The sequence below is a fragment of the Microbulbifer epialgicus genome, from assembly GCF_041447265.1.
In the GTDB taxonomy this organism is placed as follows: Bacteria; Pseudomonadota; Gammaproteobacteria; order Pseudomonadales; family Cellvibrionaceae; genus Microbulbifer; species Microbulbifer epialgicus.
On record NZ_JBGMEK010000014.1, the window covers coordinates 13,728 to 28,798 of the forward strand.

12 protein-coding genes are annotated in these 15,071 nt (G+C 51.5%); 11 read left to right on the forward strand and 1 reads right to left on the reverse strand.

The window, feature by feature from the left end; translation table 11 throughout:
- Window positions 1–436: 436 nt before the first annotated feature.
- The 9 genes from ACCI49_RS08465 (at window position 437) to ACCI49_RS08505 (ending at window position 12,960) form a co-directional block, all read left to right on the forward strand.
- Window positions 437–1,024: an ANTAR domain-containing response regulator gene (locus ACCI49_RS08465; protein WP_371838527.1), complete on the forward strand. Its 588-nt coding sequence runs from the start codon at window positions 437–439 to the stop codon at window positions 1,022–1,024.
- 7 nt (window positions 1,025–1,031) lie between these two features.
- Window positions 1,032–2,096 carry a CmpA/NrtA family ABC transporter substrate-binding protein gene (locus tag ACCI49_RS08470; protein ID WP_371838528.1) on the forward strand — a complete coding sequence of 355 codons (1,065 nt, stop codon included), beginning with the start codon at window positions 1,032–1,034 and terminating at the stop codon, window positions 2,094–2,096.
- 180 nt (window positions 2,097–2,276) lie between these two features.
- A complete protein-coding gene (locus ACCI49_RS08475) occupies window positions 2,277–3,740 on the forward strand; it encodes a NarK family nitrate/nitrite MFS transporter (RefSeq protein ID WP_371838529.1) in 1,464 nt (487 codons plus the stop codon).
- A complete protein-coding gene (locus tag ACCI49_RS08480) occupies window positions 3,730–5,511 on the forward strand; it encodes a bifunctional protein-serine/threonine kinase/phosphatase (protein WP_371838530.1) in 1,782 nt (593 codons plus the stop codon). The genes ACCI49_RS08475 and ACCI49_RS08480 overlap by 11 nt, the downstream gene beginning before the upstream one ends.
- Before the next feature lie 268 nt (window positions 5,512–5,779).
- Window positions 5,780–8,317 carry a nitrite reductase large subunit NirB gene (gene nirB, locus ACCI49_RS08485; RefSeq protein WP_371838531.1) on the forward strand — a complete coding sequence of 846 codons (2,538 nt, stop codon included), beginning with the start codon at window positions 5,780–5,782 and terminating at the stop codon, window positions 8,315–8,317.
- 20 nt (window positions 8,318–8,337) lie between these two features.
- Entirely contained in the window at window positions 8,338–8,850 is a 513-nt protein-coding gene (gene nirD, locus ACCI49_RS08490; RefSeq protein WP_371838532.1) for a nitrite reductase small subunit NirD, read from the forward strand.
- Window positions 8,850–11,618, forward strand: coding sequence for a nitrate reductase (locus tag ACCI49_RS08495; protein ID WP_371838533.1), 2,769 nt, complete (start codon window positions 8,850–8,852; stop codon window positions 11,616–11,618). The genes nirD and ACCI49_RS08495 overlap by 1 nt, the downstream gene beginning before the upstream one ends.
- A 167-nt stretch (window positions 11,619–11,785) precedes the next feature.
- Window positions 11,786–12,199, forward strand: coding sequence for a VOC family protein (locus ACCI49_RS08500; RefSeq protein ID WP_371838534.1), 414 nt, complete (start codon window positions 11,786–11,788; stop codon window positions 12,197–12,199).
- A 35-nt stretch (window positions 12,200–12,234) separates the two neighbouring features.
- Window positions 12,235–12,960, forward strand: coding sequence for a dienelactone hydrolase family protein (locus tag ACCI49_RS08505; RefSeq protein ID WP_371838535.1), 726 nt, complete (start codon window positions 12,235–12,237; stop codon window positions 12,958–12,960).
- 81 nt (window positions 12,961–13,041) lie between these two features.
- Here the strand turns inward: ACCI49_RS08505 and soxR are convergent, their stop codons facing one another.
- Window positions 13,042–13,530 carry a redox-sensitive transcriptional activator SoxR gene (soxR, locus tag ACCI49_RS08510; RefSeq protein WP_371838536.1) on the reverse strand — a complete coding sequence of 163 codons (489 nt, stop codon included), beginning with the start codon at window positions 13,528–13,530 and terminating at the stop codon, window positions 13,042–13,044.
- Window positions 13,531–13,616: 86 nt separating this feature from the next.
- Here soxR and ACCI49_RS08515 point away from each other — a divergent pair, with 86 nt between their 5' ends.
- Both ACCI49_RS08515 and ACCI49_RS08520 read left to right on the forward strand, forming a co-directional pair.
- Window positions 13,617–13,799 carry a hypothetical protein gene (locus ACCI49_RS08515; protein ID WP_371838537.1) on the forward strand — a complete coding sequence of 61 codons (183 nt, stop codon included), beginning with the start codon at window positions 13,617–13,619 and terminating at the stop codon, window positions 13,797–13,799.
- Entirely contained in the window at window positions 13,796–15,019 is a 1,224-nt protein-coding gene (locus ACCI49_RS08520) for an MFS transporter (protein ID WP_371838538.1), read from the forward strand. The genes ACCI49_RS08515 and ACCI49_RS08520 overlap by 4 nt, the downstream gene beginning before the upstream one ends.
- Window positions 15,020–15,071 lie beyond the last annotated feature (52 nt).

A 15,071-nucleotide genomic window follows, 5' to 3' on the forward strand; every position in this document is an offset into this window, starting at 1 on the left:
GACCTTTGCTAGTCACAAAGCCGGATCTTTTATATAAACTTGGTCAATACTGACTATTTTTTATATTGTTAATTCCCCACCTAGCACCTCCTAAAATATTCAATTTTAGTCCACATAGTTACTTCTGGCAGGGTATTCATCACACATAATTAGTAAGTAAGTGATGATAATTTCCATATATTAACCTTACTCGGAATAATATCACGCAAAGAAAACCAGATCACATTACCCTCCATAGAAATTTCTACAAGGCGCCCCGCTTGTGCAGAAAAAGCAATATCCGCAGAATATTGCACCAGGAAAAGGCAGTGAAGCAATCCACACTTCATGGACACAGAAGAATATATTTTGTTTATCCCACTCTTGCATGCTTGGCATAACTATTGATTGACACTTGGGAAAGTGTAAAACCCATAAACGAGTGCCGCAGTAGATAGTGACAAGTAAAAATCCTGGAATCATGCTGGTAGACGACCACCCCGAACGTGCTCACTTGGTTTGTGAGCGGTTACGCGCTGCCGGCTATTCCATTCTCGCCCAAATCAATAGTGCAGAGGGACTTCTTTTCCAGGTGGAAAAATTTCGGCCGGATATTGTATTAATCGATATTGAATCTCCAGACAGGGATATTTTGGAAAGCCTGGCTGTCGTCAATCGAGAGGCCCCCACCCCTGTAGCCATGTTCTCCAGTCGCGGTGATTCAGAATTTATTAGCCGCGCCGTAGAGTCTGGAGTAAGCGCCTATATGGCTGAAGGAATCACGCCAGAACGAGTGGCACCTGCCATCGAAATTGCCATGGCGCAATTTAAAAATTTCCAGCAACTACGTCTGTCCCTTGAGCGAACCCAAAAACAATTGATCGACCGGAAAACCATAGAGCGAGCCAAAGGATTATTAATGGCCAAGAAAAACCTTAGTGAAGAGGAAGCGCACAAGACGCTACGCAATCTTGCTATGAGCAGCAATTCCACTATACGAGCAGTGGCAGAACAACTTATCCATTATTTCCAAAGCGAGCATTAAATTACCGATGTTATCTTCCCTCCGCCTGGAAAAAAGCTCTGTCAAACTTTTGTACCTGCGCCTCACTGACAGTGCGCCTTTTATTGTCGCCAAGGAGAAAGGCTACTTCCATCAGTTTGGCCTGGACGTACAACTGCAGAAGGAAACCTCCTGGGCAACCCTCCGTGACAAACTAATTGGTTGCAAAGCGGACGCTGCCGCCATGCTCTCGCCAATGCCGCTGACATTGACACAGACCTTACCAAATTGCCATGAGCGATTATTGACTGGTTTGATTCTCAGCTGTAATGGCAATGCTATCACCCTGTCCGAGGCGCTTTTTCATCGTCTTAAAAACTATCGTGAGGGCGAAACACAGAGTGAGATTGCTGCAGCATTCAAACGTTACCTGCAAGACAACCCCGGCTCCACACCAGTGAGACTTGCCACTGTTTACCCCTTCTCCAGCCACAGCTTACAACTGCGACACTGGTTGCTCTCGGCCGGTATCCATCCAGACAGGGAAATACAACTTGTAGTTCTTCCCCCTGAGCAGATGTTGGAAAATCTCCATAATGGCGTTATCGACGGCTACTGTGTGGGGGAGCCCTGGAGCACTCTCGCCGCCCATAAGGGCACCGGCGTGGTTGTCACGGCCTGCAATACCCTGCTACCCACGATGCCAGAAAAAGTTTTCGCAGTCACCAATAGCTGGCATCAGGCCAACCCTGCGACTCACTTGGCTCTACGCGCAGCTCTATTAAAAGCCTGTACCTGGCTCGCCGCGCGCGAACATAGGTGCACTGTGGCCGGACTGCTATCTCAAAAGCAATATCTGGACCTACCTGAGAAATTGATACAGCTATCACTGAGTGATCAGATGCTTCAACGTCGCAATTCAAAGGTAATTGCTAACCCCGGGTGGCACCTCTTTGCTCATACAGATAACGATATCGGCCGCCCCAGCGCTGACAGAGCAAGACAGCTACTGGAAATGTGTAGGAACTTCAGCGGAACTTCATTCCAGGCGGAAGAGGCCTTTTGTCCGGACCTCTACCAACAAACAGTGGACTTCCTGGTCGCACAAAGATAATGGCACATTAATTGAATGGAAATAATTCGATGATGCAATTGCCTTCCCTCAGGCGCATCAGCGCGGTGAAGCGGTTGTTCGCCGAAAATTATGGGCAACGAAGTCCATTGACTACAGCCAAATGGCTGTGGCTATGGGCCTTTTTTGTGCCTGTGGAATTCGCAAACAAAGGAAATGCGCATGTCCAGTGACACACTCAATCTATTCTCGTTTCGCGGAAAGATAAAAGTTCTACATCTCACCTGGGTGGCTTTCTTTATCACCTTTTTTGCCTGGTTTAACCATGCCCCCCTGTTAATGGCAATTGCCAAGAGCTTATCGCTTACCCCGGATCAAGTTAAAACTCTACTGATCTTAAATGTCGCTTTGACTATTCCAGCACGCATCGTAATAGGGATGCTGACTGACAAATACGGGCCAAGGCTCACCTACTCTCTATTACTGGCTATAGGTAGTGTGCCCTGCTTTATCTTTGCCCTGGCAGACAATTTCGTGCAGGCAGCGATCGGCCGCTTCCTGCTTGGATTCATTGGTGCGGGATTTGTAGTCGGTATCCGCATGGTATCGGAATGGTTCCCCGCCCGACAGCTGGGTACCGCTGAGGGAATTTATGGAGGCTGGGGAAACTTTGGCTCTGCCGCCGCAGCCATGTCCCTGCCCACCATTGCACTGTTCTTTGGTGGTGATGACGGCTGGCGTTATGCGATTGGTCTTACTGGAGCAATTGCGCTGGTATACAGCGTGATTTATTACTTCTCTGTTACCGACACACCCAAGGGTTCCACCTATTTTAAGCCAAAAAAAATTGGCGCAATGGAAGTTACCAGCACCGGAGATTTTGTCCTGTTGTTGGGCATGAAAGTGCCCATGTATGCAGCACTGGCCCTGCTCACTTGGAAACTGTCCAGCGGTGTGAGCTTAATATCCAACCTTACCGCAAATCTGATTTACTGCGGGCTGGTAGTACTTTACCTGTTGGATATAAACAAAACATACAGTATTAATCGAGAGGTGCTCAGCAATCCCCCCGCACCTGTACACAGATATAAATTCAAACAGGTCGCAGTCTTGAATCTGCTCTATTTTGCTACGTTTGGTTCCGAGCTCGCTGTAGTTTCCATGCTCCCCCTGTTTTTCTCGGAAACATTTACTTTGGACCCGGTCAAAGCAGGGCTACTCGCCTCGGCCTATGCATTTATGAACCTGATGTCGCGTCCGGCAGGCGGACTGATTAGCGACCGCTGGGGCCGCAAGCCAACCTTACTCGTATTGACCGCCGGCCTGGCCCTGGGTTATTTCACTATGAGCCTGATTGATGCCGCATGGCCTCTGTACTTGGCCGTGATCGCCGCAATGGCCTGCTCCTTCTTTGTACAGGCCGGCGAGGGTGCGGTATTTGCGGTAGTCCCCCTAATTAAGCGCCGCCTAACCGGACAGATAGCGGGGATGACCGGTGCCTACGGCAATGTCGGTGCAGTTTTCTATCTCACGGTGCTCAGCATGGTGTCCTACCAGACTTTCTTCCTGGTAATCTGTGCAACGGCCCTGCTCGGCTTCGCCGCCCTGTTACTACTGGAAGAACCTGAGGGACAAATGGCTGAGGTGCTCCCCGATGGCAGCGTATCCATGATCGATGTCGCCTGACCACGACACAACAACGGTATCGGGGCCGGCAAGCCAGAGTCCCGATGGCGCTGAAAGCTTGCACGACAACAGCAAAGATGCCCTGCAACTGTTCAGTGCCTCCTGTGCCGGCCACCGCCGACACAATGACGACGCATGCGCAGTAAGGCTTCCCGAGGGTTCCGATACACAACGATACGGCTGCCTCGCCGCGGTAGCGGATGGCGTCGCCAATGCCGAAGCCGGTGGCGAGGCGGCTCGCGCCGCCATCAATGGTTTTTTTTCCGACTACTACAGCACCCCGGAAACCTGGTCCACCAAACACGCCGTGGCACGGGTATTACACTCGCTCAACAGTTGGCTTTTTCGACAGAGCGGCGGCAGTACGGAAATTCAACGGGGATGGCTGACTACCTTCTCTGCAGTCATTTTTAAAGGCACAAGCGCTCACTTGGTACACATTGGCGACTCACGAATTTATCGTTTGCGCGATGGCAGGCTGGAATGCCTGAGCCGCGATCACAGCCATACCCTGGGGCCTGGGCGCACTTTTCTCAGCCGCGCACTAGGAATGGATGCCCATGTTGATGTGGACTACCGCTTGGAAGCATTACAAGCTGGTGACATTTTCCTGATCAGCAGTGATGGTATCCACGATTATCTGCCAGAATCTACAATCACCGAACAATTGCTCGGCTTCTGCCTATCCACTGCCCAGCAACTGATAAATACAGCCCTGGAAGCCGGCTCAACTGACAACCTGAGCGCGGTAGTCTGCCGAGTAAACACTGTGGGTCTACCGCAGTGCGATGAACTGGCCATGCGTAACTGCGAATTACCATTCGCCCCCGACCTATACCCCGGCCAGCAGCTCGACGGATTCTTGATTTTGCAGGAGCTGCATGCCAGTAATCGCAGTCACTTATACCTCGCACGGGATCAGGGGAATAGTGCCCTGCGTGTCATAAAAACACCCTCGGTCAATTATTGTGATGACCCCTCGTATATAGAGCGCTTTGTTGCTGAAGAGTGGACCGGGCGCAGGATCTCCCATCCCGGAATAATCAAGGTATTCCCTCCGAGCGCAGAACGACGCTGCCTGTATCATATCCTCGAATATATTGAAGGACAGAGCCTGCGGCAATGGATGCAATTGAATCCGCACCCACAGATTCCCCAGGTACGGGAGCTGCTAGGGCAATTAATCAGCGCGCTGCGCAGCCTGCAACGACTGGAAATTGTGCACGGTGATCTTAAGCCAGAAAATATCATGATATGCAACGATGGGCGCCTGGTGATTGTCGATCTCGGCGGTGCCGACGGTCCCGGTCTCAGGGAGCAATTACACCTATCTGGTGAGTGTGCCCCCGGCAGCAAGAATTACGCAGCACCGGAGTTCTTTTTTGGTGATAGTGCCGGCCACAGATCGGATATTTTTTCCCTAGGGGTTATCGCCTACGAACTGCTCACCGGTAAATACCCCTATCCGGAGCGGCTTGGCAATCATCACTATCGTCTGAAGAGCTACAGCCAGATACGCTATATCAGCGCCTCTAAATATCGGGAGGATATTCCCCATTGGATTGACGGCGCATTGAAAAAAGCCTGTTCGGCTGACCCCAGGAAACGCTACAGCGCACTGTCAGAATTTGTGCGAGATCTGGAAATTCCAAATCCGGAATTCAAATTGCCGCAAAATCGTCCACTACTGGAACGCAATCCAATTCTCTTCTGGCAGCTGCTGGTACTGATCCTTCTCCTCTCCCACCTACTTTATTTTTTCCAGTTCTAGCAGACAGGGTTCAAATAAGCACTTTTGCGGCGCAGAAAATTTACACATGCACCAATTTGTCGCAACAATGTGGACATTAGGCTAATTACAGTGTCATTCCTATAAATAATATTGGCATGGAGATTGAATGTATTTAATTACCAACAAAATACTCTTCCAATTCGAGGCAACGGCGCCTGTACTCTTCGGCAGAAGAGGAGGCGCCTGTACTCTTTCATCCGGGCCCTCCCCCTGCCGAAAATACCGACTAGTGACGGCAGGAATGTAAATGACAAAAAATGCAGAGAAAAAAAAGCTGATTGTGATTGGCAACGGTATGGTCGGGCATCATTTTCTCGAGCAACTGACCAGTCGCCAACAGCACCCTCATTTTGAAGTTACTATCTTCTGTGCAGAATCCAGACCTGCCTATGACCGGGTGCACCTGTCCGAATATTTTGCCGGTTGTACCGCGGAAGATCTGGCCCTGGGCAATATCGAACAGTACCGGCAGTGGGGGTCTGAAGTCCGACTCAACGATACAATTGTGGAAATCGATCGGGAAAATAAAACAGTCACCGCCACAAGTGGTATCTCCCACCCCTACGATCAAATAATACTCGCCACCGGCTCCTATCCATTTGTTCCCCCTATTCCCGGTCACCAGCAGGAACGCTGCTTTGTCTACCGCACACTGGAAGACCTCGATGCAATACATGCGGCTGCGGCTATTTCCAAAAGTGGTGTCGTGATTGGCGGCGGCCTACTAGGACTTGAGGCTGCAAATGCACTAAAAGCATTGGGGCTCGAGACCCATGTGGTCGAGTTCGCCCCCGGACTGATGGCCACCCAGCTTAATGACGGCGGCTCCGCACTGCTGAGAGAAAAAATTGAAGCACTGGGTGTCAGGGTACACACCAATACCGTCACCGAACTTATCGAGGGGGTGAACGGGCAGTTGCGCATGCAATTTAAAGGGGGCTGTGAACTCCTTACCGATATGATCATATTCTCCGCCGGTATTCGTCCCCGGGACCAGTTGGCTAAAGCCTGTGGCCTGCAGACCGGCGAACGCGGCGGTATCGTCATCGATAGCAGCTGCCGCACTTCCGACCCAAATATATTTGCCATTGGCGAGTGCGCCTTGTACGAGGAGCGGATCTTTGGTCTTGTTGCACCCGGTTATGCCATGGCACGCACCGCCGTTGCCCAACTTCTTGGAGAAAAAGAATATTTTCTTGGTGCTGATATGAGCACCAAGCTGAAACTTCTTGGAGTCCAGGTTGGCTCCATCGGAGACGCTCACGGGCGCAGCGAGGGCGCTGCCGCGATTACTTTTGTAGACGAACAGAGTGGTGTTTACAAGCGCATGATTACCAATGCCGATGGGAAAAAGCTGCTCGGTGCTGTACTCGTCGGTGATACAGGTGAATACGATACTCTACTGCAATACCATCTCAACGACATCGAACTGCCTGAACACCCAGAGCAATTGATTTTACCCGCAACCGATGGTGCTACACCTGCCCTGGGCGCCGCAGCCCTGCCGGCCTCCGCCACCGTATGCTCCTGCCACAACGTCAGCAAGGGTCAGATAGTTGATGTAGTCGCAGAGGGCTGTCACACCCTTGTAGAAGTCAAAGATGTAACCAAAGCTTCTACCGGCTGTGGTGGCTGCGCCGCACTGTTGAAAAATATAGTTGATGAAGAACTCGCCGCATTGGGCATGGAGGTAAATAACCACCTCTGTGCACATTTCTCCTTTTCCCGCCAGGAGTTGTTCCACATTATCCGGGTGGAAGAAATTAAAACTTTCACCGAACTTTTGGACAAACATGGTGCTGGCCACGGCTGTGAAATCTGTAAGCCCACCGTAGCCTCTATACTCGCATCTCTTTGGAATGAGCATATCCTCGAACAGTCTCACGTCGGACTTCAGGACACCAATGATACTTTTATGGCGAATATGCAGAAAAATGGTAGCTACTCGGTGGTGCCGCGTATTCCCGGTGGTGAGATCACACCAGAAAAACTGATTGTAATTGGCGAAGTGGCCAAGCGTTACAACCTCTACACTAAGATCACCGGCGGTCAGCGCATCGATTTATTTGGCGCGCGCTTGGAACAATTACCGGAAATCTGGAGCGAGCTGATTGATGCCGGCTTTGAAACTGGCCACGCCTATGGCAAATCCCTACGCACAGTTAAATCCTGTGTTGGAAGCACCTGGTGTCGATTTGGTGTACAAGACAGTGTGTCCATGGCACTACACATTGAAAATCGTTACAAGGGCCTGCGCTCCCCCCACAAAATTAAAATGGCCGTATCCGGATGTACCCGTGAGTGCGCTGAGGCACAGAGCAAGGATGTTGGGGTTATCGCTACAGATAAAGGTTGGAATCTGTTTGTTTGTGGCAATGGCGGTATGCGCCCACGCCATGCAGATCTGTTCGCAACAGATCTGGATGACAGCACTCTGATTCGCTATATCGATCGATTTCTGATGTTTTATGTGCGTACCGCCGATAAATTACAGCGCACTTCCGTGTGGCTGGAAAACCTCGATGGCGGCCTCAATTATCTGCGTGAAGTCATTATTGATGACAAGCTGGGGGTTTGCACAGAACTGGAAGCCCAAATGGCGCACGTGGTTGGCACCTACCAGTGTGAATGGAAATCCGCGATAAACGATCCAGAAAAGCTCAAGCGCTTTCGCCAGTTTGTCAACAGTGACGAGACCGATGACAAGATTGTTTTTGTCAAAGAACGTGGGCAACCACGCCCGGCCACTGTAGAAGAAATTGTGGAAACTGCAGAATCCGCCTGAAGATGGACCTGCAGCAATAAATGCCGGTTTCAAAATTACATTATTTTCACTTTCAAGTTTTTATCAATTCTTGCGAGGAATTTATTATGATCTCAGCCGCCCTACAACAAAATCAAAAAAATTCAATTGCCATAACCCACCCCCAATGGTTACCGATCTGTCAGCGATCAGATTTGGTGAACAACTCCGGGGTGTGTGCCCTTTGGGGCGATACTTGCACAAAATCCGTGGAAACAGCTAATCCAACTGGTAAAATTGTTGCAAAAAAAAGTATCGCCCTGTTTTTTTTACCCGACCAGAAACAGCAGCTTTATGCCGTTGACAACTGGGATCCAATCGCACAAGCTGGCGTAATTGCACGAGGAATGATTGCGGAACTGGAAGGGGAATTAACTGTTGCTTCCCCACTTTATAAACACCACTTCCGCCTGATCGATGGAGTCTGCATGGAAGATAGCAGTATCAGGCTTGCCACCTATCCAATGGCAATTAATAGGGATACGGTTTACATCGACTGCAATAAGATACAGTAATGGCAGCAAAGGAATTATTGAGCGCGCGCCGCTCCTGTACGACTTGCCCCTATTGCGGTGTGGGCTGTGGAGTTAAGGTCAACAAGGAAGAGCGCGTGAATCCCACTGCCATTAGAGTTAATGGCGACCCCCAACACCCTTCCAATTTTGGCCACCTGTGTGTTAAAGGTTCCACGCTCGGGGAAACCCTTGGTGAGCACGGCCGCCTTTTACGCCCTCGCCTACACGGCGAGGAGTGCGACTGGGAAACCGCCATGTCCTTTGTCGCCAATGCTTTTGCACGAAATATTGACGAATACGGGCCCGACTCTGTTGCTTTTTACCTCTCCGGGCAACTTCTTACCGAAGATTATTACGTTGCCAATAAATTGATGAAAGGTTTTATTGGCAGCGCCAATATTGATACCAATTCGCGTCTGTGTATGTCCTCAGCAGTCGCAGGGTATAAACGCGCATTCGGTGCCGACGCCGTGCCCTGTTGTTATGAGGATCTTGAACACGCAGACCTGATTGTATTAATTGGTTCCAATGCGGCTTGGACCCACCCAATCCTATTCCAGCGTATGCAGGCGGGTGGTGCCAAACTGGTGGTGATTGACCCGCGGGCCAGCGCTACCAGCGAAGTGGCCGATCTGCACCTGGCCATTACTCCCGGCAGTGATGCTGCGCTGTTTAATGGGCTTCTCAACTTCCTCGCACAGCACAATCAGATTGACCGCCACTATATTCAGCAGCACACTCAGGGTTTTGAGACTGCTCTCGCTTCAGCCCAACACTGGTCTTTACAGCAAACCGCTCTGAATTGTGGTGTGTCCGTAGAAAAACTGCAGGCTTTCTTCTGGTTATTTGCCAAAACCAAAAAAACCATTAGCTTTTACTCCCAGGGCATCAACCAATCCAGTAGTGGGACAGATAAAAATAACGCAATAATCAATTGCCACCTGGCCACTGGGCGTATCGGTAAAGCCGGTGCCGGTCCTTTTTCCATTACCGGACAACCCAACGCCATGGGCGGACGAGAGGTGGGCGGGCTGGCCAATATCCTCGCAGCCCATATGGAATTTAATATGGATGCTATCGACCGCATCGGCCGTTTCTGGCGCGCACCAAAGGTAGCATTGACTCCAGGTTTAAAAGCCGTGGATTTATTCCGTGCAGTGGAAAGCGGTCAGATCAAGGCGATCTGGATTATGGCCACCAACCCCGCGGTGAGCATGCCTGATGCCGACCGCATAACCGCAGCCCTGCGTAAATGTCCGCTGGTGATTGTGTCCGATTGCGTAGCCGAAACAGATACTGCACGTTGCGCCGATGTATTACTGCCGGCAACCGGATGGGGAGAAAAAAACGGTACCGTCACCAATTCTGAACGGCGTATCTCCCGGCAGCGCCCTTTTCTTGCCCCTCCTGGCGAAGCCCGCCACGACTGGCAGGCAATCTGCGACCTGGCCAGACGCCTGGGTTTTACCGAGCAATTTGATTATTCCCACCCTGTGGATATTTTCCGTGAGCATGCACAACTGTCAGGATTCGAGAACAGTGGCAGTCGCGCCTTCGATATTTCCCTGTTAGGCCAAATCCAACGCGAGGAATACGATGACCTTCAACCAGTGCAGTGGCCGGTGAATAACCGCAACCCTAATGGCAGCGCGCGCCTGTTTCGCGACGGTAAATTCTTTACCGAGAGCGGACGGGCCAATTTTGTACCGATTAACCCCCGCGCGCCGGAGCAAAAAATCAGCAATGCCTACCCTTTGTGGTTAAACAGTGGCCGAATGCGCGATCAGTGGCACACCATGACTCGCACCGGACGTTCACGCAAGTTGCTCGATCACAGCGAAATTGCCGAGATACAAATCAATCCAAGGGATGCGCACAAATACGAGATTAAAGAAGGCAACCTGATAGAGGTGCGCAGTGCCCATGGCAGGATGTACGGACGCGCAGTTTTAACCGAGGCACAAAAGCCCGGTGAATTGTTTGCCCCTATCCATTGGAGCGAAACCCTGGCCCAAGAGGCGAAAGTCAGCGCCCTTACCGGAACAGCCGTGGACCCTTTTTCCGGCCAGCCGGAATTCAAACAGGTACCCGTAAAGCTGCAGCTGCTGCCGTGTAACAGTTACGCCAGCCTGATTTGCCCGGACCCAATAGCAAAATCCCTGTGGCAGTGGTTACAGAAGCAAAGTGATAACAACTTACTGCATTGGTATCGCGTGCCCTGCACTGGTGGATATCGCTTTGAACTGGCCTTGCGCCGCCACCTGAATGGGCGCAAACTGGGGGCACAACTGCTGGAAAACATTCCAGGCACCCACTGGCAGCAAATTAAAACGCTAAAAAGCCAGCGCTGGTTGGCCTATGCAGAGCGGATACAGCTGTTGATCTTTGCCAGTAATGAATGGCATACCCTGCCAGACCGCCCCACCCTGGAACGCTACCTGCAGCTGGACTTGCCTAAGTTCCCTGCACAGTTCCTGCACGCCATCCCGGCGGGAGTGCAGATGATCTGTACCTGTAGACAGGTATCCCGACCACAAATCGAGAAGGCCATTAGCAATGGCATCAATTCCGTAGAAGCCCTGGGCAGCGCCCTCGGCTGTGGAACTCGTTGCGGTTCCTGTAAACCGGAAATTTCAGCTCTGATTCGCACCGCTCGCAAGAGCGACACCGCAGGGCAGACTGTAGCAGCAGTTATGCAAACGGAAGTGGTCCGTTCAGCAAAAAACAAATGCAAAGAACTTGGTGATAAATGCGCCGCCCACGCCTAGGGTCGGCAAAAAGCAGGCCTAAGGATTCTCAGCCCCGCATAAAGAACCCCGTTATGACGCTAAATCCTCTGTATAGAGCCATCTCAATGCCTTTCGCCCCCTACACTTAGGGCCGGTGCGTAAGTGCCATTATTCCACGTAATATTCATCAATATATACGGCTCTTTATGTTCAATATCAGTCATATCGATCACTTGGTACTTCGTGTGAAGTCACTGGATGCTATGCGGGACTTTTATGAGGAAGTCCTCGGCTGCCATATGGAGCGGGAGAATACCGATTTAGGCCTCTATCAATTACGGGCGGGAAACTGCTTAATAGACTTGGTTCCGGTAGACCAGCCGGTTGGCCGGGCTGGCGGAGCCGCGCCGGGAAGCGAGGGACGCAATCTGCATCACTTCTGCTTACGCATAGACCCATTTGAGCCGAAGGAAATTCTCAGGGTCATGAAGGCAAAAAATATTGACGCCTCTCCAGTGGAGCAGCGCTACGGCGCCGAAGGAGTGGGCCCGTCGATTTATATTTCCGACCCGGAAAAAAATGTCATCGAATTAAAGGGGCCGGCAAATGCTAAAACTTAGAACATACAACCACTAAATCTTCAAATGGAAAACCTATGAAATCCGAAGTGATTGATTATACGGTCAATGGAGATTCCTTTACCGGCTATCTCGCCTGGGATGATGACATTAGTGAGAAACGCCCCGGTGTAATTCTGGTGCACGAGTGGTGGGGGCATAACGCCTTTGTACGGGAGCAGGCCAACCGCTTGGCTGAGCAGGGATACCGCGCCTTCGCTATAGATATGTTCGGCACTGGTAAACAAACTGACGACCCCGCCCAAGCGCAGCAATTCCACGATGAAGCGCTTAAAAGCCCCGTCGCCCTGGAAGCCCGTTTTCGCACTGCGCTATCGCTGTTGCAGCAACATGCCAGTGTCGACCCAAGCCGCATCGCCGCACAGGGCTATTGTTTTGGCGGCGGGGTGGTATTGTCCATGGCACGCCTGGGCCTGGATCTGCGCGGAGCCGTCAGCTATCACGGCGCCCTTGCCAGTGATATTGCCGCGGAAAAGGGCAAGATCCAGGCGGAGCTGCAAGTCTACACCGGCGGTGCCGATGCCATGATTCCTCCTAAGCAAGTAGGGGCCTTTGTCGAGGAAATGCAGGAGGCCGGCGCCAAGCTCACACTGGTGAGTTACCCTGATGTACTGCATGGCTTCACCAATCCCATGGCCACCGAGCGGGGCAAAAAGTTCGGACTGCCACTCGCTTACAATAAAGAGGCGGCGATGGATTCATGGAATGGAACAATGGAGTTTTATCAGAATATTTTCGATTGAAAATATCCACTACTTAACCCGGCAGATTAATCTGCCGGGTTAAGATAAATCATCGTTTTTAAGTAATACAGCCGACTCGAACTACTCCTCATTCCCCAAATAAAGCGCACCCCCACCCAGCTTTGCCGCCTGGTCGCCAGGATTGCGCAAAGGGCAATTCTCCATGGAGAGGCAACCACAACCAATACAGCCCTCAAGGCGATCGCGTAATTGGATCAACTGACGAATACGCCGATCCAAATTCTCACGCCAGCCTGCGGAGAGTTTCGCCCAGTCCTTGGCGTTAGGTGTGCGGCTATCAGGTAGGGCTGCTAGCGCTTCACGAATTTCGGCCAGGGGAATTCCCGTGCTTTGCGCCACCTTGATAATCGCTACTCGACGCAACACATCGCGGGAATAACGCCGCTGGTTTCCTCCTGTACGCCAACTGCTGATCAAGCCCTTGCTTTCATAGAAATGCAACGCACTCACCGCCACATCACTGCGCTCGGCCACCTCACCCACAGTCAGCTCGCGCCGCATACCTTTACCCGCGCCAGGTGCCGTTTTCTTGGTACGTAACTCAGTCACTGAAAAGCCTCCTCTCCCATTGACCTCAACAATACTTTAGGTTTTACACTGCGCGGCATTTCAATGCAAGCGAAGGGAGATACACAATGAACTGGAACCATAAACAACAAAACCAGCCTTCCCAGGCACAGGTAGCACCGGGCTTCTTTCAACTGATGGTCACAGCGCAAAGCCTGAGTATCAACCTAGCCCGACAGATCGTAAACCACGCCCCCTCTACAGTACGAGGCTCAAAGCTGGAAGGTCGTGAATTGGGAGCCGGGCGATGAGTTCCGCAGCTACTTTCGCCACACCTGGGGGGACCGAAATTCCCGCTGCACGCCGCCTGACACTGCTCTGTCTTGCAGCACTCACAGTCATGTCCGGGGCGACAGTGGCACCATCACTGCTCGCACTGGCAGCCCATTTTGCCCAGCACCCCAACAGTGCCCTGCTAAGTCGGCTTGTATTGAGCTTACCTGCACTGACTATCGCCCTCTGTGCGCCCTTTGCCGGTGTTATTTCCGATCGTTATGGGCGACGCAGACCACTGTTATTAGCGGTTGGGCTATATGCCTTGGCCGGGACATCCGCCCTACTGCAACATAGCCTTGAGGGCATACTCGTCAGCCGTATTTTGCTGGGCGTTGCCGTGGCGGGCACAATGACTTCAGTAACCGCCCTGGCTGGAGACTACTTCACCCCTGCGCAGAGACAGGTATATATGGGGCAGCAGGGGGCCTTTATCAGCCTCGGCGGTGTTATCTGTCTGATACTTGGTGGGCTTCTGGCAGAATTACATTGGCGCGGACCTTTCGCAATTTACGCTGTAGCACTACTGCTGGTTCCCGCCGTGCTACTCCACTTACCAGAGCCACAGCGTAGCCACTCTGATAAAAGCCTGAGAAAAGCTCCTTTGTACAACGGCTTCTGGCTCGGATTTGCCGCCCTACTCAGTGCCGCAATGCTAAACAGCCTGGCATTTTTCCTGATTCCTACCCAATTACCGTTCCTGCTGCGGGATATCGGCATCAATTCACCGAGTCTGACTGGCATCGCTATCGCCACAGGCAATCTGATGGGGGCTCTTGCCTCACTCATGCTATTCCCCCGTGTATGCAGCACTTTTGGAAAATTTGGGAATTTCGCCTTTAGTTTCGCTGCCATGGCGGTCGGAATGAGCCTGATTTCCATAGCCGATTCTTACTCCGCAATTATTATTGCCATGGCAGTTTACGGCAGTGGTATGGGAACGCTCATACCACATATATTTTCTACCGGCTTGCAGTCGGCCACAGAACATATGCGCGGTCGCGTTTCCGGAGCACTGACCGCCAGTATATTTATCGGGCAGTTTCTATCCCCTTTTTGGAGCCAACCGTGGATTGACAGCTTCGGTATTACCAGTGCTTTTTCAACCATCGGTCTGGGGTTATTTTTACTATCGGGTGTATCAATAACAGTGCACTGCCTCAAAACAAAAACATCCACGGAAACTATTTTGCGGTAGGATAGCTACCCGCCCGACAACGCAGCGCCAAAGAAGCATCCATCGCTTTGGC